We start from the raw sequence: 25,487 nt of genomic DNA on the forward strand, positions 1-25,487 counted from the left end.
CTCCCACTGTCCGGGAGACGCCGATGGACGCGCGCAACACCTCGATGGCGACCCTGCAGTCGCCGGCCGACCGCGACACGACGGTGTTCGGCGTAATCCTCGCGATCAGCTTCTGCCACCTGCTCAACGACATGATGCAGTCGCTGCTGCCGGCGATCTATCCCGACCTGAAGGCGAACTTCGGCCTGAGCTTCGGCCAGATCGGCCTCGTCACCCTGGCCTATCAGATCACCGCCTCGCTGCTGCAGCCGCTGATCGGCCTCTACGCCGACAAGCGGCCGACGCCGCTGGCGTTGCCCGGCGGCACCCTGTTCTCGCTGGCCGGGCTGGCGGTGCTGTCGGTCGCCCACACCTATCCGGTGCTGCTGGCGGGCGCCTGCCTGCTGGGCGTCGGCTCCTCGGTGTTCCATCCGGAATCCTCTCGGGTCGCGCGGATGGCGGCCGGCGGCCGCCATGGCCTGGCGCAGTCGCTGTTCCAGGTCGGCGGCAACGCCGGCCAGGCGCTGGGGCCGCTGGCCGCGGCGTTGATCGTCGTCCGCTTCGGCCAGTCGAGCCTGGCGGCGTTCGCGCTGATGGCGCTGCTGTCGGGCGCGGTGCTGTGGAACGTCGCCGCCTGGTATCGGCATCACGGCCTGGCGCGGCTGCGCGAAGGGGCCAAGCTTCGCGCGGTGGAGCTCAGCCTGCCCAAGGGCGTCGCCGGCAAGGGCGTGGCGATCCTGCTGGCGCTGATCTTCTCAAAGTACGTCTACATGGCCAGCCTGACGAGCTACTTCACCTTCTACCTGATCCACCGGTTCCAGGTGTCGGTCGAGACGGCGCAGCTGCACCTCTTCGCCTTCCTGACCGCGGTGGCGGTGGGCACCGTCGCCGGCGGCCCGCTGGGCGACCGGTTCGGACGCAAGCACGTGATCTGGTTCTCGATCCTCGGCGCCTTGCCCTTCACCCTTCTGCTGCCGTTCGCCAGCCTGTTCTGGACCGCGCCGCTGACCGTCGCCATCGGCCTGATCCTGGCCTCGGCCTTCCCGGCGATCGTCGTCTTCGCCCAGGAGCTGGTGCCCGGGAAGGTCGGGATGATCTCCGGCCTGTTCTTCGGCTTCTCGTTCGGCATGGGCGGGATCGGCGCCGCGGCGCTGGGCTGGCTGGCCGACGCGACCAGCATCGAGACGGTCTACCGGGTCTGCGCCTACCTGCCGGCGATCGGCCTGCTGGCCGCGTTCCTGCCGGACCTGCAGAAGCGCCGCTAGCTGCGCATAACGCCGGGGCGGTCGGCTGGCGGCTTGCGCCTGATCGCCCCGGCCGCGTATCGATTGAAGGTCGGGAGCCGCGCCAGCGCTCCCGCTTGTCGTCGAGCTGTTGCAGGGGCCGGAATGGCCGTGGCGCACACGCCGCTTCCCGGCCGCATCGAAATCGCGCACGAGCGACGGCTGCCGCTCGCCACCGCGCACATCGCCCGCTTCGAGATCGCCGAGGCCTGCGAGCGGGTGATGCTGGAGACCGAGGTGTTCCGGCTCGACATGAGCCTGACGCCGCGCCCGGCGGCGGTTCGCGCGCGCTACCGCGATCATTGGACGGCGCACCGGTTCGAGCCGATCGGCGGAGTCTATCTGCTGCCGCCTGGCCAGGCCCTGCAGGTCCGGTGCGTGCCCAGCGTCACCACCTCGCTGGTCTGCCAGCTGCGCGCCGAACAGATCTCCGAGCAGGTCGGCGAAGAGATCGAGTGGTCCGACCGGCAGCGGGCGCAGACCCTGACGGGCGGCAGCCCGCAGGTCCGGCCGCTGCTGCGGCGGCTGCTCGCGGAGCTGCGCGAGCCCGGTCTGGCGCACGAGGCCATGATCGAGCTGGTGACGGCGCAGCTCGCCCTCGAGGTCGGGCGGTTCGCCGCCCAGGGCGCGAACACCGCCGCCGCCGGCGGCCTCGCCCCCTGGCGGCTGCGGCTGATCGACGAGCGTCTGGCCGAAGGCGGCGGCACGCCGTCGCTGTCGGAGCTGGCCGGGCTCTGCAACATGAGCGTCCGCCAGCTGGTCCGGGCGTTTCGCGAAAGCCGCGGCTGTACGATCGGCGAGCACATCGCCCGCGGCCGCGCCGAACTCGCCAAGACCCGGCTGCAGGGCGACGAGAGCATCAAGGCCATCGCCCGCGCGCTGGGGTTCGCCACCCCGTCGAGCTTCACCTACGCCTTCCGCCGCGCCACCGGCCTGACGCCGCGCGCGTACCGAGGGTCGATCGGGTCGGCCAGGGCCGACTAGCGGCCCGGCCGCGTATCGCGGCGGCGCTTGGTCGGCCTAAGCGGCGGGCTCCCCCCGGGGCGATGCCCAGGGGGTGTTCGTCGCTAATGAGCGGTGGGCTGGTCCTCGCCGCCTGACTGGCTGCGATCAGGCGTCGGTTCGTCGTGAGCCGCGCCTTCCGTCCCGCCACGCGCGATCTGCTGTTGCGGCTCGCGACCCGCGCCGATCGGGATCTTGCGCGTACGCTGCTGCTGTTCAGTCTTGGGCAGGGTGAGGGTGAGTACGCCGTTGTGGAACTCGGCCCTGACGTCTTCCGAGTTTACGGAATAGGGAAGTTGCACAGCTCGCTGGAACGATCCGTAGGCGCGCTCAACAAAGTGATAGCGCTCATTATCGCCGCCACGCTCCTGTTCGAACTTCTTCTCTCCGCGGATGGTCAACAGATCACCGTCCAAGGTGACCTCGACGTCTTTTTCGTCGACGCCGGGCAGTTCGGCGCTGATCCGCAGTTCTCCTTCCGTCTCGGAAACATTCATGCGGGCCTCAAGGATGCCGCCGGGCTGCTGTTGCGCCGGCCCCGTCGGGCCGCCGAAGCCCCGGAAGGCGTCATCAAACAGGCGGTTCATCTCCCGCTGAAGCGAGAAGAATGGATCTCGTCCATACGAGCCGCCAAACGGTGAAAGCGCATTGCGAACCATCGTTTTGCCTCCTCGTGTATGCGCACCCGGACGGCGAACGGCGAGGGTTGGCCGCTGCCGAACCCGGTTCCGGATGGAAAATAGCTATCCTCCCTTGCAGTTCCAGGAGGTCGTTCATGCTGGATGCGGCGCGCTTCGCCGCTCGGCCTTCGCGGCGATCTCGAAGCGCCAAAGGCCCCGGCCGAGCCTCTTGAAAGTTAGGCCTACCGTTCCAAATCAAGCGTCGCCCGGTGACCGGATTGGGCGCCAGGAGAGCGGCAGGAGAAAGGAAGGAAGGGAGATTACGACGATGCGTCTCGTGACGTCTGAACATTTGATTCGGCGCCAAGGACCCGAAGCGCCGCGCCGTCTCAAACACCTCCTTGAACGGGGCGTGCGGCCCGCGGTCGGCTTCAGCGGTCCTCTGGACGTCCTCAAGGACCCTCACCTCACGACGGCCGAAAAGCGCGAAATCCTCTGCTCGTGGGCTTCCGACGCATCTGCCGTGCAGGACGAGCCGAACCTTCGGTGGCTGCTCGGCACACCGGAGCCTGTGCGCCTGGACGAGGTCCGAGAAGCGCTGGGGCGCTTGGATACTTGGCCGGACGACGGTGGGGCCGCCGCCGTGGGCGGCGAGGCCTGATCTCCTGACTCACAACCTGGATGAATGGGAGCGAAGTTCATGCGGCGGATCGCGGTCACTGCCCTGTCTGATGGTTGGAAAGTCACTATCGACGACATCGCCAATGACATGATCTTTCGTAGCGGCCGGCAGGCCGAACGCGCGGCGCGCAAATTGGCCGACCGCCTCGCCCGGGCCGGTATGGAGAGCGAAATCCAACTGCACCTCAGGGACGGGAGCTTGGCTGCAAAGTTTGTCAGTCCAGCTACAGCGCAGAGGAGCGCCAACGACAACGTAGGCGCTGATGCGCTTGCAGAAGGGTAGCGCGTTAGCGAGATCGATCGCGCGCGACGACGAGATCTCGACAGTCTGACGCGATCTCGGCGTTCGCCGGCGTTGCGGGAACCGGGCGGGCGCGGAACACTGGCGCCGCACTGCCAACCAGAGTGAGCGCGCCGCCATGACTTCCAACGATCGGTTCTGGACCGGGACAGCGGTGGTGACCGGCGCCGGCTCCGGCCTCGGCGCCTCGATGGTCCAGCGTTTCGCGCAAGCGGGCATGGCGATCGTCGCCCTCGACATCGACGGCGAGCGCGCCGAGCAGACCGCCCAGGGGGTGCGCGACCAGGGCGGCCGGGCGATCGCCATGCGCATCGACGTCGCCGACCGCAGCGCGCTGGAGAAGGCTGCGGAGGCGGCGCGAGCCGAATTCGGCGGCTGCAACGTGCTGTGCGCCAATGTCGGGGTCCAGCAGTTCGGGGCGATCGACCGGCTGACCGAGAACGACTGGCGCTGGGTGCTCGACGTCAATGTGCTGGGCGTCGTCAACACGGTGGCGGCGTTCCTGCCGCTGCTGCGGGCGAGCACCGGCCAGCGTCGGGTGGTGGTCACCGCCTCCTCCTCGGTGCTGGTGCCGGGGGTGCGGCTGGCGGCCTACATCGCCAGCAAGTACGCGGTGATGGGTTATGGCGAGACGCTGCGGATGGAGCTGGCGCCGGAGGACATCGGCGTCTCGGTCTTCTTCCCCGCCGGGATGACCTCGCGCCATCTCGAGAGCAGCAAGCTGGCCAGGCCGGAGGCGCTGGGCGAGTCGGTGCTGTTGCGCGAGGACATCGACGTGATGATGGCCAGCCGCAAGGTCGACACCGCGGCGCATGTGGTCAGCCCGGACCACGCGACCCGCAACCTGCTCGCCGAGCTGGCGGACAACCAGCGCTTCATCGTCAGTCACGGCGCCTATCGCAACGAGCTGGTCGAGCGTTGCGACGACCTAGTCGCCGCCGTCGACCGCGCTCAGCGCTAGCAGCGAACGCCCGGGAGAAAGTCGCATGGGTCCCCTCGAGAAGCTGATCGCGCTGGAGGAGATCCGCGCGCTCATGGCGCGGCGGGTGCGCTGCCTCGACGAGAAGGACTGGGCCGGGTTCGCCGCCTGCTACACCGCCGACGCGGTGTCCTATTCCTTCGTCCGGCCCGAGGCGCCCGAGGACACGATCGTCGGCGCGGAGGAGATCGCCGCGCGGGTGGCGGCGGCGCTGCACGAGGTGACGACCGCGCACCAGCTGCACACGCCCGAGATCGAGATCCTGTCCGACGAGCGCGCGACCGGCGTCTGGCCGCTGAACGACGTCCTGTCGCGGATGCGCGACGGCAAGCGCCACTGGATGCGCGGCTACGGCCATTACCGGCAGGTCTACCAGAAGGTCGACGGCCAGTGGCTGATCCAGGAACACAGGCTCACCCGGCTCCTCCTGGAGACCGGCGTCGACGAACAGGCATAGCGGCCAACGAGCCGGGAGGGACGACGTGGACGACATCGAAGCGATCAAGCAGCTGAAGGCGCGATACTTCCGCTTCCTGGACACCAAGGACTGGGACGGCTACCGCGCGGTCTTCACCGAGGACGTGCTGGTCGACGTGACCGGCTCCGGCGGCGGCGTCTTTCGCGGCCTCGACCTCTACATGGACTACGTCCTCGCCGACGTCGCGCCGCTGAAGACCGTGCACCACGGCCACATGCCGGAGATCACCGTCACCTCGGCGACGACGGCGACCGGGATCTGGTCGATGGAGGACTGGGTGGTGTCGCCGGACGGCACCGAGATGAACGCCCAGGGCCACTATTTCGAGACCTACGAGAAGGCCGACGGCCGCTGGCGGATCAAGGAGATGTACCTGACCCGGCTGCGGCTCCAGCGCGCCGGCCAGACGGTCTGGATGAGCAGCTCGGCGGAGCGCTCGCGCGCCCAGCGCTAGCCAGAGGCGGCCGGTAGCTCTTTGCGCGGGCAACCGCGCGCCGGCGGCTGGCCGGCGAAGCGCGCCGCGGTCCAGGCGGCGAGCGGCGCGCTAAGCGAGCTTCCGGGTTGAACGAGGCCGCTGTGGTCGAGGCCGGCGAGCGTCCAGTACTCCAGCGGCTGGCCGGCGGCGCAGCGGGCGTCGACATAGGCCTCGGTCGCGGCGGGCGGCACGACCTCGTCGGTCAGGCCCTGCGCGATCAGCAGCGGGGCTGCAATCGGCCGGTTGGCGGCGTTCTCCGCCAGCCGGAAGCGCAGCTGCGGATAGGTCCTGGTCGCCAGCGCCGGCCCGGCGAACGATCCGGTCAGCGCGGCGATCCGCTGCGGGTCTTCCGGCGGCAGGAGGCCGCAGAGCTTCTCGATCTGCCGCGCGGCGGCCAGCGCCTCGGGACGCACCGCCTGCTCGAAGCGGATGTCGGGATAGAACCGGCTGTAGGCCCGGGCGATGTAGGGGCCGAGCCGTTTGTCGACCGCCGGGTTGAGCGCCATGACCTTGGCGATGTCCGCGACCGGGGCGATCGCCGCGACGCCGACGATCTGCACCTCCGGCGCGTAGCGCGGGCCGGTGATCCCCGTCCACAGCGCGGCGTGGCCGCCCTGCGAATGGCCCCAGACGACGGTGCGCGGATCGAGCGTCAGCTGCGGCATTTGCCGCGCCGCGCGCACCGCATCGAGCGCGGCGCGCGCCTCGCCTTCGCCGATCAGGTAGGGATGCGGCCCGCCCGGCTCGGTGAAGGAATAGTCGGTCGCGACGATCACCCAGCCGGCCTGGGTCGCCTGGGCCAGCGCCGGAATCCCCATCGTCGGCGTCGAGACCAGCGAGGGCATGCATCTCTGCAAGAGGCCGGTGGTTCCGTGCGTCCAGCTGATCACCGGCCGTGGGCCCGGCGGCGGATCGATCGGCGCGAACACCGTGGCCACCGCGGTCGCCGGGGTGCGGTCGTTGACCGTCGTCGTGTAGAGGATCCGCCAGCCGCGCAGGCCGGCCGGCAGGGTCACGTCCGTCAGCGGCTCCTGGCGCAGCAGCACGCCGGGGCGGGCGGGGACCGCGGCCGGCGGATCGTAGAAGGCGTCCGGCGGACGTGCGGTGAGACCTGGCGGCGCGGCGCCGGTCGCCGGGCCGAACGGCGAGAGCGCCGCGGCGAGCGCCAGCAGCCTAAGGACGGCGGGGGTCAGCCGAGGCCGTGGAGCCATGCCCGAACCGAGGTGGAGACGCAGGAGCGGTCTGGACGGCGATGATGGCGGCGCTGGCGAGCCTGCGCCAATGACCTTTGTGTTGGTTCTTACCGCCCCCGCAAAGCGGGGGAGGGGGACCACGCGCCGAAGAGCGCGTGGTGGAGGGGGCGAGCCGCGCGCACAGCGGTCCCGCTTCGTAGCTCTGTGAAGGCGGAGGCGGCGAAGGCCTCGCCGGCCGCTTCCCCCTCCACCGCCCGCTCTCCGGCGGGCGGTCCCCCTCCCCCTCTGACGAGGGGGAGGAAGGGGTCACTTATTCAGATGATGCAGTGGCAGGCCTGGCCGCGGCCAGTCGACCGCCACCAGGGTGCCGTAGCCGGAGAGGGTGATGTAGGCGGTCCGCAGGTCCGGGCCGCCGAAGCAGATGTTGGTGCAGTAGCCTTCCGGGGCTTCCCAGAACTCCAGCGCCTCGCCGCTCGGCGAGAAGACGGTGATCCCGCCGCTCACCAGGGTGGCGACGCACACATTGCCGTTCGCCTCGACCGCCAGCGAGTCGAAGCGGTGGTAGCCGGCGAGGTTGCCGAAGAACTTGCCGCCGTTCGGCGACGGCCAGGGCTCCTTGGCCAGTTCGCCCGGCCCCAGCAGCGGATAGGACCAGACCCGCCCGGTGTCGGTCTCCGAGACGTAGAGCGTCCTGCCGTCCGGCGAGAGGCCGACGCCGTTCGGGGTGAACAGCGGGAAGGCCACCTCCTTGATGAAGGAGCCGTCGGCCTTCGCGTAGAACAGCGCCCCGCGGTCCAGCAGCCGGCCGTAGGACTTGCCGTGGTCGGTGAACCAGAAGCCGCCCAGGCCGTCGAAGACGATGTCGTTCGGCCCCATCAGGGGCACGTCGCCGCAGTGGCTGTAGAGCGTCTCGACCTGGCCGCTCGCGAGGTCGACGCGCTGGATCGCGCCGCCGTCGTAAGCGTCGGCGCGGCCGGTCGGGCGCATGTGGCCGTCCTCGGCGACGTGCCAGTTGAAGCCGCCGTTGTTGCAGACGTAGACCTTGCCGTCCGGGCCGAGGGCCGCGCCGTTCGGGCCGCCGCCGAGCTCGGCGATCACCTGGCGCTCGCCGTCCGGCGTGACCCGCACCAGGTTGCCCATGATCTCGACGCAGATCACCGAGCCGTCGGGCATGGCGATCGGGCCTTCGGGGAACTTCAGGCCGCGGCCGACTTCGCGCGCTTCGAGCTTCAGGCGTTTCATCCGCGGCTCCTGTCGATCAGCTCGATGATGGCGGGGAAGTATTTGGCCCCGAAGCCGGCCTCGACGGCGGCCTGGTAGTAGCCCTGGGCGGTCAGCGGCATCTTCGGCTCGACCCCGCAGTCCTTGGCCAGGTCGATCGCGTAGCCGAGGTCCTTCAGCACATATTCCGCCGGGAACGAGCGCTCGGGGAACTCGCGCGGCAGCATCGCCTTGGTCGCGTGGTTGCGCAGCGCGAAGCTGTCGCCGGAGCCCTTCGACACCGCCTCGAGCAGGGTCGCCGGGGCGACCCCGGCGCGCTCGGCCACCACCATCATCTCGGCCAACGCCGCGACGTGCTCGAACAGCAGGGTGTTGTTGATCAGCTTGACCACCTGGCCGCCGCCGGTCGGGCCGCAGAGGGTGACGTCGCTGCCCATGTAGCCGAGGTAGGGCTCGACCTTGGCGAACAGCTCAGGGCTGGCCCCGGCCATGATGCTCAACGTGCCGGCCTGGGCGGCCTGGCGGGTGCGCGCGACGGGGGCGTCGACGAACTTCAGGCCCGCCTTGGCCAGGCGCTCGGCGATCGAGCGGGCCTCGGCCACGCCGGTGGTCGACAGGTCGACGACGATCGCGCCCTTCTTGGCGGCGCTGACGACGCCGCCGTCGCCGAAGCAGACCGCCTCGACCTGCTTGCCGCCGGGCAGCGACAGGAAGATCACGTCGGCGTTCTGGGCCACGTGGGCGATCGAGGCGGCGCGCTTCGCGCCGGCCTCAACCAGTTCGTTGAGCGCGGCTTCGCTGAGGTCGAAGGCGAAGACCGGGGCGGGGTGCTTGGTCACGACGTTGCGGCACATCGGGCCGCCCATCACGCCCAGGCCGATGAACCCGAGGGTCGGAGCTTGATCCGTCATCGTCGCCTCAGTTCAGGTATTGGCCGCCGTTGATGTCGATCGTCGTCCCGGTGATCCAGTTCGACGCGGGCGAGGCCAGGAAGAGGATCGACTGGGCGATGTCTTCCGGCTGGCCGTAGCGGCCGAGCGGCACGGAGTTGTGCGCCGACGGCGGCTTGCGGTCGGTGACCGAGGCCCACATCGGGGTCTCCACCGGGCCGGGGGCCACGGCGTTGCAGTAGACGCCGTGCGGCGCGCCGGCCTTGGCCGCCCACTTGATGACCCCGTGCACCGCCGACTTCGCGCCGACATAGGCCGGGCCGGAGGCGACGCCGCCGATCCGCGCGGCGACCGAGCCGAGGGCGACGATCTTGCCGTAGCCGTTCTCTTTCATCAGCGGGAAGATGCGGCGCATCGGATTGACCACGCCCATCACATTGACCCGCCAAATGCTCTCCCACTCCTCGTCGGTGGAGTCCCACAGCGGGGTGTTGGCGATGGTCCCGGCGCACATCACCAGGATGTCGATCTTGCCGTGCGCGCCGACGATGCGCTCGACGATAGCGTCGGTCTCGGCCCGCGAGGTCACGTTGTAGCGCTGGTAGTAGACGTTCGGCACGCCGTCGAAGGGGTGGCTGTCGCCGACGTCGGTCGCGATGACGGTCGCGCCGGCACCGGCCAGGGTGCGCACCACCTCGCTGCCGATCCCGCCAGCGCCGCCGGTCACCAGGGCCACCTGGCCGTCGAGGTTCGCCGGGCCGCTGATTGGGATATTGACCATGATACTCTTCCTTCCTCTCCCTCTGCGACCGTTGGGCGGTCGTCAGTAGATGACTTGTTCGTCCTGCAAGCCTTGGCGCTCGGCTTTACTCATCCCGAGCAGCTCACCGTAGACGTAGTCCTCGTGCTCGCCGAGCTTCGGCGTGCCGCGGTCGATGCCGATCTCGGCGCCCTTCGACAGCCGCATCGGCGCGCCGACCGCGGCGCGTTCCTTGCCGTCGGGCTCCTGCACGGTGACGATCGCGCCGCGGGTCCGCAGATGCGGATCGGCGGTCAGCTCGCGCGTCGTCCAGGAGGCGTGCGCCGGAACCCCGGCGGCCTGCAGCAGGCTGGCGGCGTCTTCGGCCGGAACTGTGGCGGTCCACTGGGCGACCAGGGCGTCGAGCTCGGCGCGATGGGCGTGGCGCTCGGCGGCGGTGGCGAAGCGCGGCTCGCGGGCCAGGCCGGGCTGGCCCATGGCCTCGGCCAGGGCGCGCCACTCGGCGTCCTCGCCGACGGCGATGCTGAGCCAGACGTCGTCGCCCTTGGCCGGATAGACGCCGTGCGGCGCCATGCGCGGATGGTCGTTGCCGGTGCGCGTCGGCGCGGCGCCGGCGGCGGCCAGCAGCAGCGCCTCGCCGAGCAGCGAGGAGGACACCTCGCGCGCCGCGACGTCGACCAGCTGGCCCTCGCCGGTCGCCCGGCGGCGGTGCAGGGCGGCGACCACGGCCACGGCGGCGTTGAGGCCGACCGTGTGGTCCATCACGTGGCGCATCTCGATCGGCGGCCCGTCGGCGTAGCCGCTCATGTCGCCCAGGCCGCCCCAGGCGCCGAACAGCGGGGCGTAGCCGGCGAAGTGCGAATCCGGGCCGCTCTGGCCGGAGGAGGAGACCGTCAGGAAGATGATGTCGTCCTTCACGGCGCGCAGCGCCTCGTAACCCAGGCCCAGCCGGGTCATCACGCCCGGCCGGAAGCTTTCGCCGGCGACGTCGGAGATCGCCACCAGCCGCTTGGCCAGCGCCACGCCCTTCGGCTGCTTGAGGTTGATCCGCACCGACAGCTTGGTCGAGGCGACCTGGTCGAAGCTGGCCGGGCCCATCCGGCCATAGACCGGGTGCGGCTTGCGGAAGGCGTCGGGGCGCAGCGCGCTCTCGATCTTGATGACCTCGGCGCCCAGCTGCGACAGCATGTGGGTGCAGAACGGTCCGGCGTTGTGGATCGTGAAGTCGGCGATGCGCAGGCCTGCGAGCGGCTTCACCATTTTACGCCTCCGCCTTCGCGGCCTGACGGCCGGCTTGTCCGTAGTTGCCGAGCGCCGGCGGGCCGCTGCGCAGCGTCAGCGGCGCGCCGCCGAACTGGAAGGGCGCCACCAGCATGTCGAGCGCGCCGGCGCCGTCGATCGCCACCGGCGAGAAAAGGCCGCGCACCCGCTCGTGCGGATCGCGCAGCACCTCCAACGGGGTGTTGTACTTGGCCAGCGGCACGCCGACCGCCTGGCCGGCGGCGACGATGTCGGCGACCTTGCGGACCGCCGCCCACTCCCGGATGCGGGCGTTGATCGCCGGCCCCTGGCGGCTGCGCTCCAGCGAGTCCTTCAGCGCCGGGTCCAGCGCCCACGGCGGATTGCCGAGCACCTCGACCAGGCCTTCCCACTGGCGCTGCTCCAGCGTCAGCAGCTCGACGTAGCCGTCGGCGCAGGGCAGCACGCCGCCGTAGCGGAACGAGCGCTCGACCCGGTGCTCGACCTGGCCGTCGCCGAACCGCTGGATGGCGAAGGCGCCGACCGCGAGCGCCGCGTCCTGGCTGGAGACGTCGACGTACTGGCCGCCGACCTCGTCGCGCACCCACAGCGCCGACAGCGCGCCGAGCGCCGCGGCGATGCCGCCCTGCAGCGAGGCGAAGTGGCCAAAGATCTTCACCGGCGGCCGTTCCGGGAAGAGCTCTATGGACAGCCCGTTCGGCAGCAGGTTGCCCTCGCCGGAGGCGTGCTGGATGTTGATCTCCTCGCCCTTCCAGCCGGCCTTCGGGCCGGTGGCGCCGAACGGCAGCACCGAGACGTGGATCAGGTCCGGATGGCGGGCGGCGATCGCCGCCTCGTCGAGCCCGAGCCGTTGGCGGTCGGCCAGGGCGGCGTCCTCGATCAGGATGTCGGCCTGGCTGAGCAGGGCGGTCGCGGCGGCGCGGCCCTCCTCGGTCTCGAGGTCGCAGACCAGGCTCTGCGCGCCGGCGGCGAGGTAGGCGAACAGGGCGCTGACCTGGCCAGAGTCTTTGTCCGAGCCGTCGAGAAACGGCGGCTCGCGGCGCAGTGGCGAGCCCTGCGGCGGCTCGAGCAGGATCGCTTCGGCGCCCATGGCGGCGAGCAGCCGCCCGGCGTAGGCCGCGGCCACGCCGGTGGCGCGGACGACCACCCGAAGGTCCGTCAGAGGAGCGTTGGAAACGTCCGGCATGATCTTGAGCCGCCTCTAAAGCGCCGTGGCTGTCGGTTGGGCGCACCTGCGCGCGCCAGCCGTAGAAGGGAGCGTTCCCGATCGGGGGAAACCGGGAACGCTCGGGTCGTCAGCGCACGACGGGCAGTTCGAGATCGAGGCCCGACCCGTCGACGAACACCTTGGTGTTGGGATCGAGCGAAGGCAGGACGACCGTCGCCAGGCCCGGCGTGGTCAGTTCGCCGCGCTGGTTCTCGCCCTTGATCTCGATGTCGACCAGCGCGTAGCCGTCCTTCATGTACTTGCGGGTGACGGTTCCGCGCGCCCAGGTGCAGTCGCCCATCGTGTTGAAGCGGCTCATGCGGGTGCGGATGCGCTTGAGGAAGCCCGCGTCGCCCATCCAGTTGGTGACCAGCGAAGCCATCCAGGCCGAGCGCTGCGGGCCGTAGTCATAGACGCCGGGGACGCCCACTTCCTTGGCGGTGGATTCGCGGTGGTGGCCGATGCCGGTGTATTCGATGCCGCCGCCGGCTTCCGGGTTGCGGAAGAAGTGGCCCGGGTGCTTGACCGCGTTCTTGAAGATCACGCCGTGGGTGTGCCCGCGGCCGCAGCCGACCAGGAAGCCCATGGTGTCCATCAGGCTCAGCGGGCCGCGGACGATCTCGGGCAGCGTCTCGCCGACCTGGACCTCTTCCCAGTAACGGACGTTGCCGCCGCGGATGTTCTTCTCTTCGTCGAGGATCGCGGCGTCGATCTTCTCGAACTCCGCCGGGGTGTATTCGTGTGTCTTGATGTCGGCGTACTTGCCGGCCTCGCGCGCGGCCTTGCGCTCGTGGCGGGTGCAGGTGCCGAGGGCGCGCGAAACCAGTTCGCCGCGCTGGTTGAAGTAGCTGGCCTCGACGTACTGCAGGACCAGGGTGCCGGAGAACTGGCTTTCCTTCACGTCGACGCCGACCACGCGCTCGATGGCGGTGATGCGGTCGCCGGGACGGATCTGGCGGAAGATCTCCCAGTCGTTGCCGGCGTAGAAGCCGTGCACGCCCGGCAGGCCCCAGCGGGTGCGGCCGACCCAGCCGAACGCCATCGGGAAGTTCGGGTGGGCGAGCATCGAGCCGTGGCGGGTCAGGCGGCCGACTTCGAGGTCACGGTAGAGCGGGTTGAGGTCGCCGATGCCGTTGCAGAAGTTGCGGATCGTGTCCTCGGTGGCGTCCTGCAGGTAGGGCCCTTCGGGGCGCAGCTGCATGCCGATCATGTTCTCGGCGGCCTTGATCGCCTCCGGGGTGATCTTGCCTTCGGCCGGGGCGTTGCCGACGTCAGCTTCGACAGTGCTCATCGTTTCTTCCTCGTGAGGCGCCCACGACTGCGCGCCCGTCTCTGGAGTGAGTGCCGCGGGTCCTTGTGGCGGCGAGGTTCGCTCGCCGGCAGGCCACAACGTCGGATGCAAAATGCATTCTCTGTTCGGGCTGTCAAGCGCGCGGGGCCGGCTTGAGGCCCTTGGCCCGCTCATCCCGGCGAAGGCCGGGATCCAGATGGCGAGCGCCGCGGCGGCCGCGTTCGCGCGCGGCGTCGAGCCATCCGGCGCGGCGGCCGGAGCTGGGGCCCGGCCTTCGCCGGGACGAACAGAATATAAGTAAATACAGGTGCTTCAGGGCGCGGGGCGGCGACCGAGCGCCACCCCGCGCCGAAGTCCGCCTCAGCTCGCGAAGTCGAACTGGTCGCTGTTCAGGATGGTCGCGTAACGGCCCAGGCAGGCGATCGCGTGGTCATGCTCCGCCTCGGTCACGCCGGCGCAGCAATCCTCGAGGATGATGCATTCGAAGTCGCGGTCATGCGCGTCGCGGGCCCCGGAGTGGACGACGCCGTTGGTCGACACCCCGCAGAGGATCACCCGCTCGATGCCGTTGGCGCTGAGGATCGCCTCCAGCGAGGTGGCGTAGAACGGGCTCACCCGGTGCTTGACGATGTCGAAGTCGGCGGCGGTCTGGCCGAGCGCCGGATGGGTCTCGGTGCCCGGCGTGCCGAGCTGGAACAGGCCGTTGTCGCGCGCCTTGGAGAAGATCGGCGAGGCCGGCGGGCATTCGCGGTAGTCCGGCGAGAAGCCGACGCGGACGAAGCCGACCGGCACGCCGGCCTTGCGGGCCGCGTCGATCGCCTTGCGGGTGTTCTCCAGCACGCCGCGGTTCTTCACCTGCACGCCGTAGCTGGCCGCGCTGGCGCCCGTCTCGCTGACGAGGTCGTTGGTCATGTCCATGACGAGGAAGATCGATTTTTTCATGAGCCTGAACGTTCCACGCTGTGCCTAGGGATCGCCCGCGCTGCCCGGGGCGGCCCGGCGAGGCGGTGGTTTTGGCGGGTTCTGCGGTGATGTGTCAAACAAAGTATGTACGATGCATTGTCGGAGGACGCGGCCGCTGAGAGGGCGCGCGCGGGTTGTTGGCGTCGGCGGCGGCGCGCCGGGTCAGGCCCGGTCGAGCAGCTTTTCGTCCGGCGCCGGCGCGGCGGTCAGCTGCTCGAACTCGCGCAGGCTGGTTTCGATCAGGGCCAGAAGCTCGTCATGACCGGTGTCGATGCCGAGGTTGGCCTCGTTGACCAGCAGCCGCGCGGAGGCGCTCATCAGCAGCATGGCCAGTAGCGGAGACATCTGCGGCTCGAGGCCGCGCGACTTCAGGTGGCGCTCAAGGGCGTCGGCCTGCATTCGTCGCGTCTCGTTGGCGTAGCGCCGGATCTCGGCGCGGATCACCTCGTTGTGGTTGGCCAGCGCCAGGAACTCCATCAGGAAGCGCGCGCCCCGGGGATCGGAGACGACTTCCCACAGCGCGCGCAGCGGCTGTTCGGCTTCGAGCGCCTTCTTCTGCACGGCCAGGCCCGAATCCGCCCCGCGTCGGAAGACCTCCAGCAGCAGGTCGTCGAGCGTGTCGAAGTAGTAATAGATGACCTGATGCTTCAGCCCGGCCTGGTCGGCGATGCGCCGGGACGTGACCGCAGCATAGCCTTCTTCGCGAATGAGCTTCTCAGTGGCCGAGATCAAGGCGGAGCGTGTTTCTGAGTTCTCCGCCCCGAGCAGCTTCTTCAATGATTGTTTCCGCTCACGCACCGCCATGCGGCTTTCCACCTCGAGATCAGGCCGCGCTTCGGCGACGCAGTCGGCGTCAATCTTATAGGCGGGCCTCCGCTTTCGCGAGCATCACCACGCCGCTGAGCGCGTGGGCGGACCGGCCGCTCAGCTCAGCTGCAGGGCGTTGCGGTCGACCTTGCCGGAGAGGGTCAGGGGCAGGGCGTCGAGCACCACCAGCTGCTCGGGCAGCATGTGCTCCGGCGCCCAGTGCTTCAGCGCCGCGCGGACCTGCGGCAGCGTCGGCTGTGCGGGCGCCTGCAGGTAGGCTACCAGCCGGTTGCGGCCCAGCGCGTCGGGGCGGGCGACGACGGCGGCGTTCTCCACTCCGGCGAGCCGCAGCAGCGCGGCCTCGACCTCGCCGAGCTCGACGCGGATGCCGCGGATCTTCACCTGGGCGTCGAGGCGGCCGACGAACTCCAGCTGCCCGTCCGCCGCCCAGCGGCCGAGGTCGCCGGTGCGGTAGAGCCGCCCCCACTCGGACGGCGTGAACCGTTCGGCGGTCAGCTCCGGCCGATTGAGGTAGCCGAGCGCCAGGCCGGGCCCGCCGATATGGATCTCGCCGATCGCGCCGGGCGCCGTCAGCCGGCCGCGGGCGTCCAGCACCAGGAGTTCGGCCCCGGCGATCGGCCGGCCGATCGGCGGGTCGGTCTGGGCCTCTCGCGCCGCCAGCGCGACGGTGGCGCAGGTGGTGGCCTCGGTCGGGCCGTAGTGGTTGTAGAGCGCCGTCACCTGGGTGCGGCGATAGACCTCCCGCACCAGCGCGGCCTTCAGCGGCTCCCCGCCGACGTTGATCACCCGCACGCTGTCCGGGATCGCCCCCATGCGGCACAGCTCGGCGAGGACCGAGGGCACGCAGTTCAGCAGGGTCGGCCGTTCGTCCGGGGCGAACGGCTTGAGCGCGGTCGGCTTGAGGACGACCGTGCCGCCGTGGCAGAGCGGCGCGAAGATCTCGAACACCGAGGGGTCGAAGCAGATCGAGGTGGTCGCCGCGACGCGGGCGAGCTCGCCGGCGGTGAAGGTCGCCCGCGCCCAGGCGATCAGGTTCGCCGCGGTGTGGCCGAGCATCACCCCCTTCGGCCGCCCGGTCGAACCGGAGGTGTAGAGGACGTAGGCGAGGTCCGGCGTAGCGCGCCGGGGCGGAAGCTTAGGCTGCACGACCTCTGCCGCCGCGGATGCGCGCAGGTCGATCAGGACGCCGTCGAAGGCCAGGCGGCGGCTGGCGTCGCTATCGGTGAGCAGCAGGCCGGCGCCGCTGTCGGCCAGCATGTAGTCGAGGCGTTCGGTCGGATAGGCCGGATCCAGCGGCAGGTAGGCGCCGCCGGCTTTCAGCACGCCGAGCAGCGCCGCGATCAGCTGCGGCGTGCGCCGCATGCAGACGCCGACCAGCGTCCCCGGACCGGCGCCGAGGTCCTGCAGCCGCTGGGCGAGCATCGTGGCCTGGGCGTCGAGCCCGGCGTAGCTGAGGCGGGCGCCGGCGTGGAGCACGGCGACGGCGTCCGGGGTGCGGCGGACCTGCGCGGCGAACAGCCCGTCCAGCCGCGGCGACGTCGGGGCGACCGGCTCCGGGGTCATCCGTCGTGGCCCAGGCGGCCGCGCGCCCGCACCGCCTTGGCGATCATGTTCTCCCCGGGGGCGCCGAACGCCGCGACGAAGGCGTCCACGTACTCGGCGCGGTCGAGCATGAACGGCGCGTCGAAGATGGTCATGTCGCGCATCGCCAGGCTGATCACCGGCGACTGCAGCGGCCGGAACGCCGGGTTCCGCAACCCCGGCTCCGCGCAGCTGGGATAGAACTGTCCGATCATCAGCCGGCCTTTGACGAAGGACGGCTTGAGCCGCTTCTGGATGCGCTCGATCAACCTGGCGCCGTCCGGTTCGACCAGCTGCGGAAAGACCGCGACGATCGCCCGATGCCGCGGGCCCTTGCCGCTGCCCGGCCAGCGCGACAGGTCCGCCAACTCGCCGCGCAGCTGCGCGACGCCCTCGACGATCGTCGCCTCGTCGAGGCTCGAGCAGGCGGTGATGCGGATCAGCTTCTCGGCCGCCGCCTGGCGGGCGAAGGGGCAGACGGCGCCGGCGCGGCCGAGCGCGCGATGCTCCGAGGTCAGGAACTCGGTGACATAGCGGGCCATCGCCCGCATCGCCGTGCGCGCCGGCGGGTCATAGGCCGTCAGCATCTCGACCGCGTCGAGGGCCAGCACCTGCGTCACGGGGATCCGCGGGCCGAACGCCGCGTCGCCGCGCGCCGGCGCCCGCGCCATCGCGGCGACGACCGGAAACGGAGCGCGGGGCGGGCGAGCCTGCTCGGGCTTGGGAGCGCGTGCGTCCATCGGAACCAAACCGCCTGTGGCGGCCGCCTCGGTCCGGGGCGGCCAGATGCAACTTTGGCGGTAGGAGGGCGCCGGTCCGCGCAGCTCGTACGATCAAAGTACAACCGCTAGGCCTCTTTTGGTGCTGCGGGTCCGATTTCTGGTGGTGCAACTAGCGTTGTCTATCCGCGGAGGCGCCGTGTTGAGCGAAACAGAAGCACGGCTGGGACAAGTCGCTTCGAGCCCCTGGCGTCGACGTTGCAGCAACGCCTTGCGGCGAACCCCATCGAGGGCCGAATGACATCGCCGGCCTCCGGCGGATCGACCGCGCCCCAGGCCGCGGCCCGCGCTCTATTCGCCCGGGTCCCGAAGAAGAACGCCCAGATCATCTTGCCGCTGAACGCCAGCGCGGCCGCCGCCGAGGCTCACAAGCCAGCCGTGTATTGCATCCACTCGATCACCGGCGCCGGGGGCACCGACTTCGTGCCGCTGGCGCAGCATCTGGGCGAAGAGGTGCGGGTGTTCGGCGTGCAGGCGCCGCCGGAGCGGATGCAGGACGCCGCCTTTGGCGCTTCGGTCTGCTCGCTGGCCGGCCACTACGCCACGGTCATCGCCGAGGCGCCGCCGAGCGCGGACCTGGTGCTCGCCGGCTGGTCGGCCGGCGCGGTGATCGCGCTGGAGATCGCCCACCAGCTGCGGGCGCGCGGCCGCAACGTCGCGCTGCTGGTGGCGATCGACGGCGCGCCGGAGCTCGACCGCGCCGGGCTGCGGCGCTGGGATCCGCGCTACCTGCTGGCCGTCCTGGCCCGGCTGCCGGCGTGGTGGCGCGACACGCGGGCGATGGAGCCGCGCTTCCGGGCCAGCTCGCTGCGCCGGTTCCGATCGATCCTGGTGCGGCTGCGGCGCGCGGCGCTGCTGGGCGGCCCCCAGCCGACCCCGGGCCTGAAGGGCCTGGTCGATCTGCACCGTTACCCGCCGGCGCAGCAGCAGTTCATGGCCAGGCTCGGCGATGCGCTGAAGGCGTACGCGCCGCAGGCGTGGGACGGCCCGGTCATCGTTTACGAAGCCCGCATCACGCCGGCGCACCGGCTGCCGCAGTACCTCGCGCGATGGCGCTGCGTCGCGCCGCAGGCCGAGGCGGTGGTCCTGGACGGCAACCACTTCACCATCATGCGCGAACCGCGCGTGGCGGCGCTCGCGCGCGATCTGCGGACGCGGATCGGCGGCGCGTCAGCGAACGCCGGCGAAGGCCGGCGCTAGCGGCGATGCGCGGCTTCGTAGAGGCGGACGAAGTCGCCAAAGTCGGTCGGGAACTGGGCGTCGTCCAGGTCCGTGAACGGATCGAGCCCGAGTTCGTGCTCGAGCTGGGCGACGATGATGGCGATGCAGAGCGAATCCAGGCCGCTGTCGATCAGCGCAAGATCGTCGGCCAGCGGCTGCAGCACGCGGTCCTGGGCCGCCGCCACCGCGATGAAGGCGTTCGCCACCACGGCGCGCACCCGGCGCGTCGGGTCAACCGCCGACGCCGCCCCGTCGATCTGTGTGTGCTTCACGCCCGAGCTCCATCTCGCCGATGGCCGCGGCCTGGCCGCCGCGCGCAGAGCTTGAGCACGATCCGAGGACGGCCCGGATCTCAAATGTTGAACGGGCTGCACAATCGGCGCGGCGGCCGCCGCGCCGGCCGGCGGGAGCCGGAGCAGCATTTGTCCGCCGTTCGCCGTGCAACCAAGGGTAAATACATAGAGTTCGCGTTCGGCGCGTAGACAAGACCATCCATTGATCGGCCGCCACTCGACCACAACTTATTCGAATGCCTCACCAGACCTCAGATTGTATCTCGCGCATGAGTTGAATATCGGCGCCCCAGAGTATCTTTCGTTAAGGCCTGCCAAGGTGAAGCTTACATCATGACGCGATGCTGACAGCTGCGCTTGCTCGCCCGAACATCGAAAGCCAGGCCCGGGGCCAAAAAAACGTGATGCCGCCAGAGATCGCTTGGGACGAATTCGTCGGCCGCCATTCCGGCGGCAGCTTCTTCCACCTCTCCGGCTGGGGATCGGTGGCCAAGGAGGTCTTCGGCCATTCGAGCCATCACCTGGCGGCGCGCCGCAACGGGGCGGTAAGCGGCGTCTTGCCGCTGGTCGAGGTGCGTAGCCGGCTGTTCGGCAACGCCCTGATCGCCAACGGCTTCTGCGTCGGCGGCGGGCCGATCGCCGAGGATGAGGGCTCCTTGCACGATCTGCTCGATCAGGCGGAACACCTCGGCCGCAAGCTGGGCGTGGACTATGTCGAACTGCGCGACACGCCGAAGGCGGCCGCGAGCTGGACGGCCAAGAGCGATCTCTACGCGGGCTTTCACGGGCCGATCGCGCCGGGCGAAGCCGAGAACCTCAAGCAGATCCCGCGCAAGCAGCGCGCGGTGGTGCGCAAGGCTCTGGCCAGCGGCCTGTGCAGCCGGGTCGAGCCGACCGCGGAGGCCTTCTATCCGCTCTATGCGCGGACCATGCGCGATCACGGCACGCCGGCCCTGCCGCCGCGCTACTTCGAGCGCCTGCTGCAGGCGTTCGGGCAGGACTGCGAGGTGCTCACCGTCTATGCGGGCGACCGTCCGATCTCCAGCGTGCTGAGCTACTACTACAAGGATCACGTGCTGCCCTACTACACGGGCAGCCACCCGGCGGCGCGGCGCAGCGGCGCCAACGACCTGATGTACTGGCTGCTGATGCGCCGGGCCGTCGACCGCGGGAAGACGGTGTTCGACTTCGGCCGCAGCAAGGTCGGCACCGGCCCGTTCAGCTTCAAGTGCAACTGGGGCTTCGAGCCGCGGCCGATCACGCATCAGTTCCGGCTGCTGCGCGGGGACGCGCTGCCCAATGTCAATCCAACCAACCCGCGCTACGCCGGCATGATCCAGCTGTGGCGGCGGCTGCCGGTGCCAGTGGCCACCAGCCTGTCGCCGCTGGTCAGTCGGCACCTGGCGTGAGCCGGCGCGGCGACGCATTGCTCCGGCTCCGGACCGGTGAATTGACCCAGGTGTTGGCGGTGAGACAATGAGCGCCGTCAAAGTGCGTGCGGCGTCGACGGCGTTTTGACGTCGGCCTAGTCGAGGCTCCGCGTGATCCTCTCGCCCGACCCGTTCCTGCGGCGGTTCGAGCCGATCCGTCAGGTGCGGCGGCGGCGAGTGGCCGCCTATCTGCTGGCGACGGCCGGCGTCGCCGTGGCGACCTTCCTCCGCTTCCAGTTCTCCGGGCTGCTGGCGCCCGTCACCTTCACGACCTTCTACCCGGCGATCGCGCTGGCGGCGCTGCTGGGCGGCGCCTGGCCGGGGACCCTGGCGCTCCTGCTCTCGGCGCTGGCGGCGAACCTGCTGATCATGCAGCCGAGGTTCACCTGGGTGCTCGGCTCCGAGGCCATGGTCTCGACCCTGATGTTCCTGATCTCGGGCGGGATCCTGGTCGTCCTGATCGCCCTGCTCAACGACGCGGTCGACCGGATCTCGCAGCAGGCCGAGGCGACCCAGCAAATCCTCGAGGCGCAGCCGGTCGGCGTGATGCTGGTGGACGAGGCGGGGATCATCAACTTCGTCAATTCCCGGATCGAGGACCTGTTCGGCTACAGCCGCGCCGAACTGAGCGGCCAGGCCGTTGAGATCCTGATCCCCGAGGGAATGCGCGCCGGACACGCCGAGGCGCTGCGCCGCTACATGGGGGGGCGGGATGCGCGGCGGCCGCGCGTGCCCCGCGAGTTCGTCGGCCGATCCAAGGGCGGCGCCGACATCCCGTTGGACATCGGCCTCACCCCGTTTGAGGCCTTCGGCTTCACCGGCGCTCTGGCGACGCTGACGGACCTGCGCGAGAGTCGGGCGCTGCAGCGGCGCGAAGTGGTCGCCGACGAGATCCGCCATCGCGCGCGCAATCTGCTGACCATCGTGCAGACCCTGGCCCGGCGGACCCTGCCGCGCGACGACCAGCAGGCGTTCCTCGGCATGCTGGAGACCATCGCCCGCACGCAGGACGTGCTCAGCGCCGAGATCACGGCGCCGCTCAAGGGCATCCTCGAGGACGAACTCCGCGGCTTCGCGCACCAGATCGACGATGACGGCTACGACTTGCGGCTGTCGGCGCGGGCGGCGCAGGACTTTGCGCTGATCATCCACGAGCTGACCACCAATGCGCTGAAGTACGGCGCGCTGTCCCGGCCGGACGGGCGGGTGGAGATCACCTGCCGCCGCGAGGCCGACGAACGAAGCTTCACCTTCATCTGGAAGGAGCTCCGCGGGCCAAAGGTCTCGCCCCCGACCCGCCGCGGGTTCGGCAGCAGCATTCTGCAGGACCTGGCCCGCGGGTTCGCCACGTCTGTGGAATGGGATTACCCACCGGACGGCTTCCGATACGAGCTGCGGGTCGATCTGGCGCGCGTCGGGGAGGTCGCCGAGCCGCATCCCGCCCGCTAAGTAGCTCTTGGGCCGGAGCTGCTGCGCGGGATGATGAGATACGACGAACCCGAGGCCGTGGACTTTGTCCGCGGCGACGCCACCGGCCTCGCCATGCCGGCCCACGCCGAGGCGCTGCGCGCGGCGGGCGCAGAGTTTCTGACCGACGCCTTCCGGGCGTTCGGGGCGCTGTCGTCGGACAACCGGGTGACGCGGATCACCCGGCTCGAGCCGTTCGCGGGCGGCAATTCCGGGCACAAGCTGTTGCTGTCGGTCGAGTATGCGACGGCCGAACCCGGCCTGCACGCCGACCTGTTCGTGAAGTTCTCCCGCGACTTCGAAGACGTCTTCCGCGACCGTCGCCGGCACGAGCTGGAGTCGGAGGTGCGGCTGGCCGATCTGTCGCGCCACCCCGGCTTTCCCGTGGCGACGCCGGCCGCCTACTTCGCCGACTTCCAGGCGGCGTCCGGCACCGGCCTTTTGATCACCCAGCGGATCGCCTTCGGCGAAGGCGGGGTCGAGCCGCTGCGGCGCAAGTGCATGGACCACGAGCTGGCCGATCCGCTGGCGCACTACCGGGCGACGTTTGCGGCGCTGGCCCGGCTGGCCGCCGCGCATCACGCCGGCCGGCTGTCGCCGCAGCTGGAGCGGCTGTTCCCTTTCGACGCCGCGGCGGTCGCCGCCGAGCACCCGATCAGCCTCGACGAGGCGCAGCTGCGCGAGCGGGTGGCCCGCTTCGCCGCCTTCGCCGAACATTGCCCGCAGCTGCTGCCCGCCGCGCTCGCCGCGCCGGCGTTCATCGCGCGGCTGAAACGCGACGCGGTCCGCATCCTGCGCCACGAGGCGGCGGTGCGGCGCTTCCTGCACGCCGACCGCGACTTCATCGCGCTGTGCCATTGGAACACCAATATCGACAACGCCTGGTTCTGGCGCGACGCCGACGGCGAGATGCAGTGCGGCCTGCTCGACTGGGGCCTGGTGCGGCAGATGAACGTCGCCGTCGGCCTCTGGGGCGGGCTCTGCGGCGCCGGACCGGAGATCTGGGCGCGGCATCTCGATGAGCTGCTGGCGGTGTTCGTCGACACCCTCCAGGCCGAAGGCGGGCCCAGGCTCGACCCGGCGGAGCTGCGGCTGCACCTGGACCTGTCGGTGGCGCTGCTCGGGCTCGCGCTGATGATGGACGTGCCGACGCTGGCGCTGTCGCGGCTGCCGGAGGCGGCCGAGGCCAGCGGTCCGCTCGATCCGATCCTGTTCCGCGACGAGGTCGTGCGCGGCTTCCTGCACGTCTTCACCGCCTTCCTCGACCTCTGGCGGCGGCACGACTTCGGGGCTGCGCTCGACGTCGTGCTGGCGCGCGCGGAGACCCGCCAGATCTAAGACCGCCGCCGCGGTTTCGAAGCTCCACCTGACGGTCCAGATCCACAACCTGCCGGGGACCCGCCGGCGGTTAAGCCGCTCTGCGTGCGGCGCCGTGACGCGACCAGCGCGACATTTTGCGCAATATATTGCAGGTATTTGTGCGACAGATTGGCCATATGTCAGGAATTTGGCCGGCTGCGCCGTATACGAGCCCCAATCATCGCAAGTCTTCCCTCTCGTCGGCAACGGCGCCCATTAACAGACGTGAGAAGATTGCATGACGACTCTAACCGTTGGCCAAGGAATGCAGTTCGCAACTATCGCGGAGGCGGTGTCGGCATCGCAGGATGGCGATGTTGTTCAAGTTCAAGCTGGGACCTACACGAACGATTTTGCGACCATCAATACCGACATCACGCTGGAAGGCGTGGGTGGCATGGTGAAGATGGTCGCGACCGGCGACATACCGAACGAGAAGGGGATTCTGGTCACCAACGGCGACGTCACCGTCAGCAACTTCGAATTCAGCGGCGCCGAGGTGTCGAGCGGCAACGGCGCGGGCATCCGCTACGAGGACGGCAACCTCGTCGTGAACAACAGCTACTTCCACGACAATCAGAACGGCATCCTGGCGAACGCCTCCGACACCGGGACCGTCACCATCACCAACAGCGAGTTCGACCACAACGGCTCGGGCGACGGCTACACGCACAATCTGTACGTCAATGACGTCGCCAAGCTGACGATCAGCGACAGCTACTTCCACGACGCGGTGCAAGGCCACGAGATCAAGAGCCGGGCCAGCGTCACCGAAATCAGCGACAGCCGGATCTACGACAACGACGGCGACGCCAGCTACAGCGTCGACCTGCCGAACGGCGGCCAGGCGACCCTGACCAACAACATCATCCAGCAGGGGGCCAACAGCGCCAACCCGAACATCGTCGCCTACGGCGCCGAGGGCAGCCTGCACGACAACAGCTCGCTGACGATGACTGGCAACACCATCGTCAACGAGATGGAGGGCCGCGGCGCGGTGGTGCTGAACGCCAGCAACTCGGAGGGCACGTTCGAGGGCAACTCGGTCTACGGGGCCAACGAAATGATCTCCGGCTCGGGCGTCAGCGAGTCCGGCACCACCACCCTGGCCAGCGCGCCCAGCCTCGACACCTCGCAGCCGTGGAGCGCGACCGGCTCCGCCTCGGCGGCGACCGACACTGACGCGTCGGCGGACGCCTCGGCGACGACCGGCTCGGACGCCACGACGACGGACACCGACTCTTCGACCGACGCCTCGACGGCGACCGACACGAGCGACACGACGACGACCGACACCTCGACGGACGCATCAGGGTCGACCGACACGGACTCCACGACGACCACGGACACCGACACTTCGACCGACACCTCGGACACCTCGACCGACACGACGACCGAGGCTTCGACGTCGACCGACGTGGATGGCGACGCGACGACGGACGTCTCCGACGCCACGGACACCGGGGCCTCGACCGACGACGGCACGACCTCTGACGCCAGCTGCGGCGGCGGTCGGGGCGGCGGTCACGGCGGGGGTCACGAATACCTGACCGGCCTCGACGGCGACGACACCGTGCATTTCGGCGGCGGCCAGGACACGGCCGCGGGCGGCTCGGGCGAGGACGGCGTCTTCGAAGGCGCCGGCCACGACCGGTCCGGCGGTGTCAGCAACTACGCCCATACGCTCAGCGGCGGCGAGCACGGCTACCTGGGTCTCGGCGGGCTCGCCGGAAGCCAGTCGGACGGCGCCGAGGTCGACACGGCGTCCACCTCGGACGTTTCGGTGAGCTCGGCGGGATACGACGACCAACACCAGGGGATGCAGGACTGGCGCCACCACAGCGCGTCGGACTTCCTCCTGGGCTAGAGAGGAGATGCGGCGCGGCCTGACGGGGCCGCGCTGGTCTTCTACGGCTCCTCGTGGTGTCGTCGCTGGCCCCGAGGAG

At 70.1% G+C, this 25,487-nt stretch carries 25 protein-coding genes; 12 read left to right on the forward strand and 13 right to left on the reverse strand.

Annotated features, from left to right (window positions below):
• Window positions 1-23 precede the first annotated feature (23 nt).
• The gene (locus tag ACSQ14_RS20635) at window positions 24-1,244 is read left to right on the forward strand and encodes an MFS transporter (RefSeq protein ID WP_436016119.1); all 1,221 of its coding nucleotides are present in this window, start codon (window positions 24-26) and stop codon (window positions 1,242-1,244) included.
• Window positions 1,245-1,367: 123 nt separating this feature from the next.
• A complete protein-coding gene (locus ACSQ14_RS20640; RefSeq protein ID WP_436016120.1) occupies window positions 1,368-2,246 on the forward strand; it encodes a helix-turn-helix transcriptional regulator in 879 nt (292 codons plus the stop codon).
• 83 nt (window positions 2,247-2,329) lie between these two features.
• On the opposite strand, the gene ACSQ14_RS20645 is transcribed toward ACSQ14_RS20640, so the two are convergent.
• On the reverse strand, window positions 2,330-2,923 hold the full coding sequence (locus ACSQ14_RS20645; protein WP_436016121.1) for an Hsp20/alpha crystallin family protein: 594 nt from the start codon (window positions 2,921-2,923) through the stop codon (window positions 2,330-2,332).
• 289 nt (window positions 2,924-3,212) lie between these two features.
• Between ACSQ14_RS20645 and ACSQ14_RS20650 the strand changes: the two genes are divergently transcribed.
• The 5 genes from ACSQ14_RS20650 (at window position 3,213) to ACSQ14_RS20670 (ending at window position 5,777) form a co-directional block, all read left to right on the forward strand.
• Window positions 3,213-3,545 (forward strand): hypothetical protein, encoded by a 333-nt coding sequence (locus ACSQ14_RS20650; protein WP_436016122.1) that lies wholly within the window; start codon window positions 3,213-3,215, stop codon window positions 3,543-3,545.
• A 39-nt stretch (window positions 3,546-3,584) separates the two neighbouring features.
• Complete coding sequence (locus ACSQ14_RS20655) at window positions 3,585-3,848, forward strand: hypothetical protein (RefSeq protein WP_436016123.1); 264 nt, start codon at window positions 3,585-3,587, stop codon at window positions 3,846-3,848.
• 136 nt (window positions 3,849-3,984) lie between these two features.
• Complete coding sequence (locus tag ACSQ14_RS20660) at window positions 3,985-4,827, forward strand: SDR family oxidoreductase (RefSeq protein ID WP_436016124.1); 843 nt, start codon at window positions 3,985-3,987, stop codon at window positions 4,825-4,827.
• A 25-nt stretch (window positions 4,828-4,852) separates the two neighbouring features.
• Window positions 4,853-5,302 (forward strand): nuclear transport factor 2 family protein, encoded by a 450-nt coding sequence (locus tag ACSQ14_RS20665; RefSeq protein ID WP_436016125.1) that lies wholly within the window; start codon window positions 4,853-4,855, stop codon window positions 5,300-5,302.
• A gap of 25 nt (window positions 5,303-5,327) precedes the next feature.
• Window positions 5,328-5,777, forward strand: coding sequence for a nuclear transport factor 2 family protein (locus tag ACSQ14_RS20670; protein ID WP_436016126.1), 450 nt, complete (start codon window positions 5,328-5,330; stop codon window positions 5,775-5,777).
• Here ACSQ14_RS20670 and ACSQ14_RS20675 read toward each other — a convergent pair.
• From ACSQ14_RS20675 to ACSQ14_RS20725, 11 genes are all read right to left on the reverse strand, one after another.
• Complete coding sequence (locus ACSQ14_RS20675) at window positions 5,774-7,009, reverse strand: lipase family protein (protein WP_436016127.1); 1,236 nt, start codon at window positions 7,007-7,009, stop codon at window positions 5,774-5,776. The two genes, ACSQ14_RS20670 and ACSQ14_RS20675, sit on opposite strands and share 4 nt — an antisense overlap.
• A gap of 288 nt (window positions 7,010-7,297) precedes the next feature.
• A complete protein-coding gene (locus ACSQ14_RS20680) occupies window positions 7,298-8,233 on the reverse strand; it encodes an SMP-30/gluconolactonase/LRE family protein (protein WP_436016128.1) in 936 nt (311 codons plus the stop codon).
• Window positions 8,230-9,123 (reverse strand): NAD(P)-dependent oxidoreductase, encoded by an 894-nt coding sequence (locus ACSQ14_RS20685; protein ID WP_436016129.1) that lies wholly within the window; start codon window positions 9,121-9,123, stop codon window positions 8,230-8,232. Before ACSQ14_RS20685 ends, ACSQ14_RS20680 begins: the two co-directional genes overlap by 4 nt.
• 7 nt (window positions 9,124-9,130) lie before the next feature.
• Window positions 9,131-9,883: an SDR family NAD(P)-dependent oxidoreductase gene (locus ACSQ14_RS20690; protein ID WP_436016130.1), complete on the reverse strand. Its 753-nt coding sequence runs from the start codon at window positions 9,881-9,883 to the stop codon at window positions 9,131-9,133.
• A gap of 42 nt (window positions 9,884-9,925) precedes the next feature.
• Window positions 9,926-11,122 carry a CaiB/BaiF CoA transferase family protein gene (locus ACSQ14_RS20695; RefSeq protein WP_436016131.1) on the reverse strand — a complete coding sequence of 399 codons (1,197 nt, stop codon included), beginning with the start codon at window positions 11,120-11,122 and terminating at the stop codon, window positions 9,926-9,928.
• A 1-nt stretch (window position 11,123) separates the two neighbouring features.
• Window positions 11,124-12,308, reverse strand: coding sequence for a CaiB/BaiF CoA transferase family protein (locus ACSQ14_RS20700; RefSeq protein ID WP_436016132.1), 1,185 nt, complete (start codon window positions 12,306-12,308; stop codon window positions 11,124-11,126).
• Between the two features lie 109 nt (window positions 12,309-12,417).
• Entirely contained in the window at window positions 12,418-13,620 is a 1,203-nt protein-coding gene (locus tag ACSQ14_RS20705; protein ID WP_436016133.1) for an FAS1-like dehydratase domain-containing protein, read from the reverse strand.
• 360 nt (window positions 13,621-13,980) lie between these two features.
• The gene (locus ACSQ14_RS20710; RefSeq protein WP_436016134.1) at window positions 13,981-14,562 is read right to left on the reverse strand and encodes a cysteine hydrolase family protein; all 582 of its coding nucleotides are present in this window, start codon (window positions 14,560-14,562) and stop codon (window positions 13,981-13,983) included.
• 183 nt (window positions 14,563-14,745) lie between these two features.
• Complete coding sequence (locus ACSQ14_RS20715) at window positions 14,746-15,315, reverse strand: TetR/AcrR family transcriptional regulator (protein WP_436016135.1); 570 nt, start codon at window positions 15,313-15,315, stop codon at window positions 14,746-14,748.
• Between the two features lie 192 nt (window positions 15,316-15,507).
• Window positions 15,508-16,974 (reverse strand): amino acid adenylation domain-containing protein, encoded by a 1,467-nt coding sequence (locus tag ACSQ14_RS20720; protein WP_436016136.1) that lies wholly within the window; start codon window positions 16,972-16,974, stop codon window positions 15,508-15,510.
• On the reverse strand, window positions 16,971-17,732 hold the full coding sequence (locus ACSQ14_RS20725; protein ID WP_436016137.1) for a DUF6875 domain-containing protein: 762 nt from the start codon (window positions 17,730-17,732) through the stop codon (window positions 16,971-16,973). The genes ACSQ14_RS20720 and ACSQ14_RS20725 overlap by 4 nt, the downstream gene beginning before the upstream one ends.
• A 276-nt stretch (window positions 17,733-18,008) precedes the next feature.
• On the opposite strand from ACSQ14_RS20725, the gene ACSQ14_RS20730 reads away from it, so the two are divergent.
• Window positions 18,009-18,971: a thioesterase domain-containing protein gene (locus tag ACSQ14_RS20730; RefSeq protein WP_436016138.1), complete on the forward strand. Its 963-nt coding sequence runs from the start codon at window positions 18,009-18,011 to the stop codon at window positions 18,969-18,971.
• On the opposite strand, the gene ACSQ14_RS20735 is transcribed toward ACSQ14_RS20730, so the two are convergent.
• The gene (locus tag ACSQ14_RS20735; RefSeq protein WP_436016139.1) at window positions 18,968-19,264 is read right to left on the reverse strand and encodes a hypothetical protein; all 297 of its coding nucleotides are present in this window, start codon (window positions 19,262-19,264) and stop codon (window positions 18,968-18,970) included. The two genes, ACSQ14_RS20730 and ACSQ14_RS20735, sit on opposite strands and share 4 nt — an antisense overlap.
• A gap of 425 nt (window positions 19,265-19,689) precedes the next feature.
• Between ACSQ14_RS20735 and ACSQ14_RS20740 the strand changes: the two genes are divergently transcribed.
• From ACSQ14_RS20740 to ACSQ14_RS20755, 4 genes are all read left to right on the forward strand, one after another.
• Window positions 19,690-20,694: a FemAB family XrtA/PEP-CTERM system-associated protein gene (locus tag ACSQ14_RS20740; protein WP_436016140.1), complete on the forward strand. Its 1,005-nt coding sequence runs from the start codon at window positions 19,690-19,692 to the stop codon at window positions 20,692-20,694.
• A 132-nt stretch (window positions 20,695-20,826) separates the two neighbouring features.
• A complete protein-coding gene (locus ACSQ14_RS20745; protein ID WP_436016141.1) occupies window positions 20,827-22,164 on the forward strand; it encodes a sensor histidine kinase in 1,338 nt (445 codons plus the stop codon).
• Between the two features lie 33 nt (window positions 22,165-22,197).
• The gene (locus tag ACSQ14_RS20750) at window positions 22,198-23,520 is read left to right on the forward strand and encodes a hypothetical protein (RefSeq protein WP_436016142.1); all 1,323 of its coding nucleotides are present in this window, start codon (window positions 22,198-22,200) and stop codon (window positions 23,518-23,520) included.
• Window positions 23,521-23,938: 418 nt separating this feature from the next.
• Window positions 23,939-25,408, forward strand: a complete 1,470-nt coding sequence (locus ACSQ14_RS20755; RefSeq protein ID WP_436016143.1) for a right-handed parallel beta-helix repeat-containing protein — start codon at window positions 23,939-23,941, stop codon at window positions 25,406-25,408.
• Window positions 25,409-25,487 lie beyond the last annotated feature (79 nt).

Source organism: Phenylobacterium sp. LjRoot219, assembly GCF_964252995.1.
Classification (GTDB): Bacteria; Pseudomonadota; Alphaproteobacteria; order Caulobacterales; family Caulobacteraceae; genus Phenylobacterium.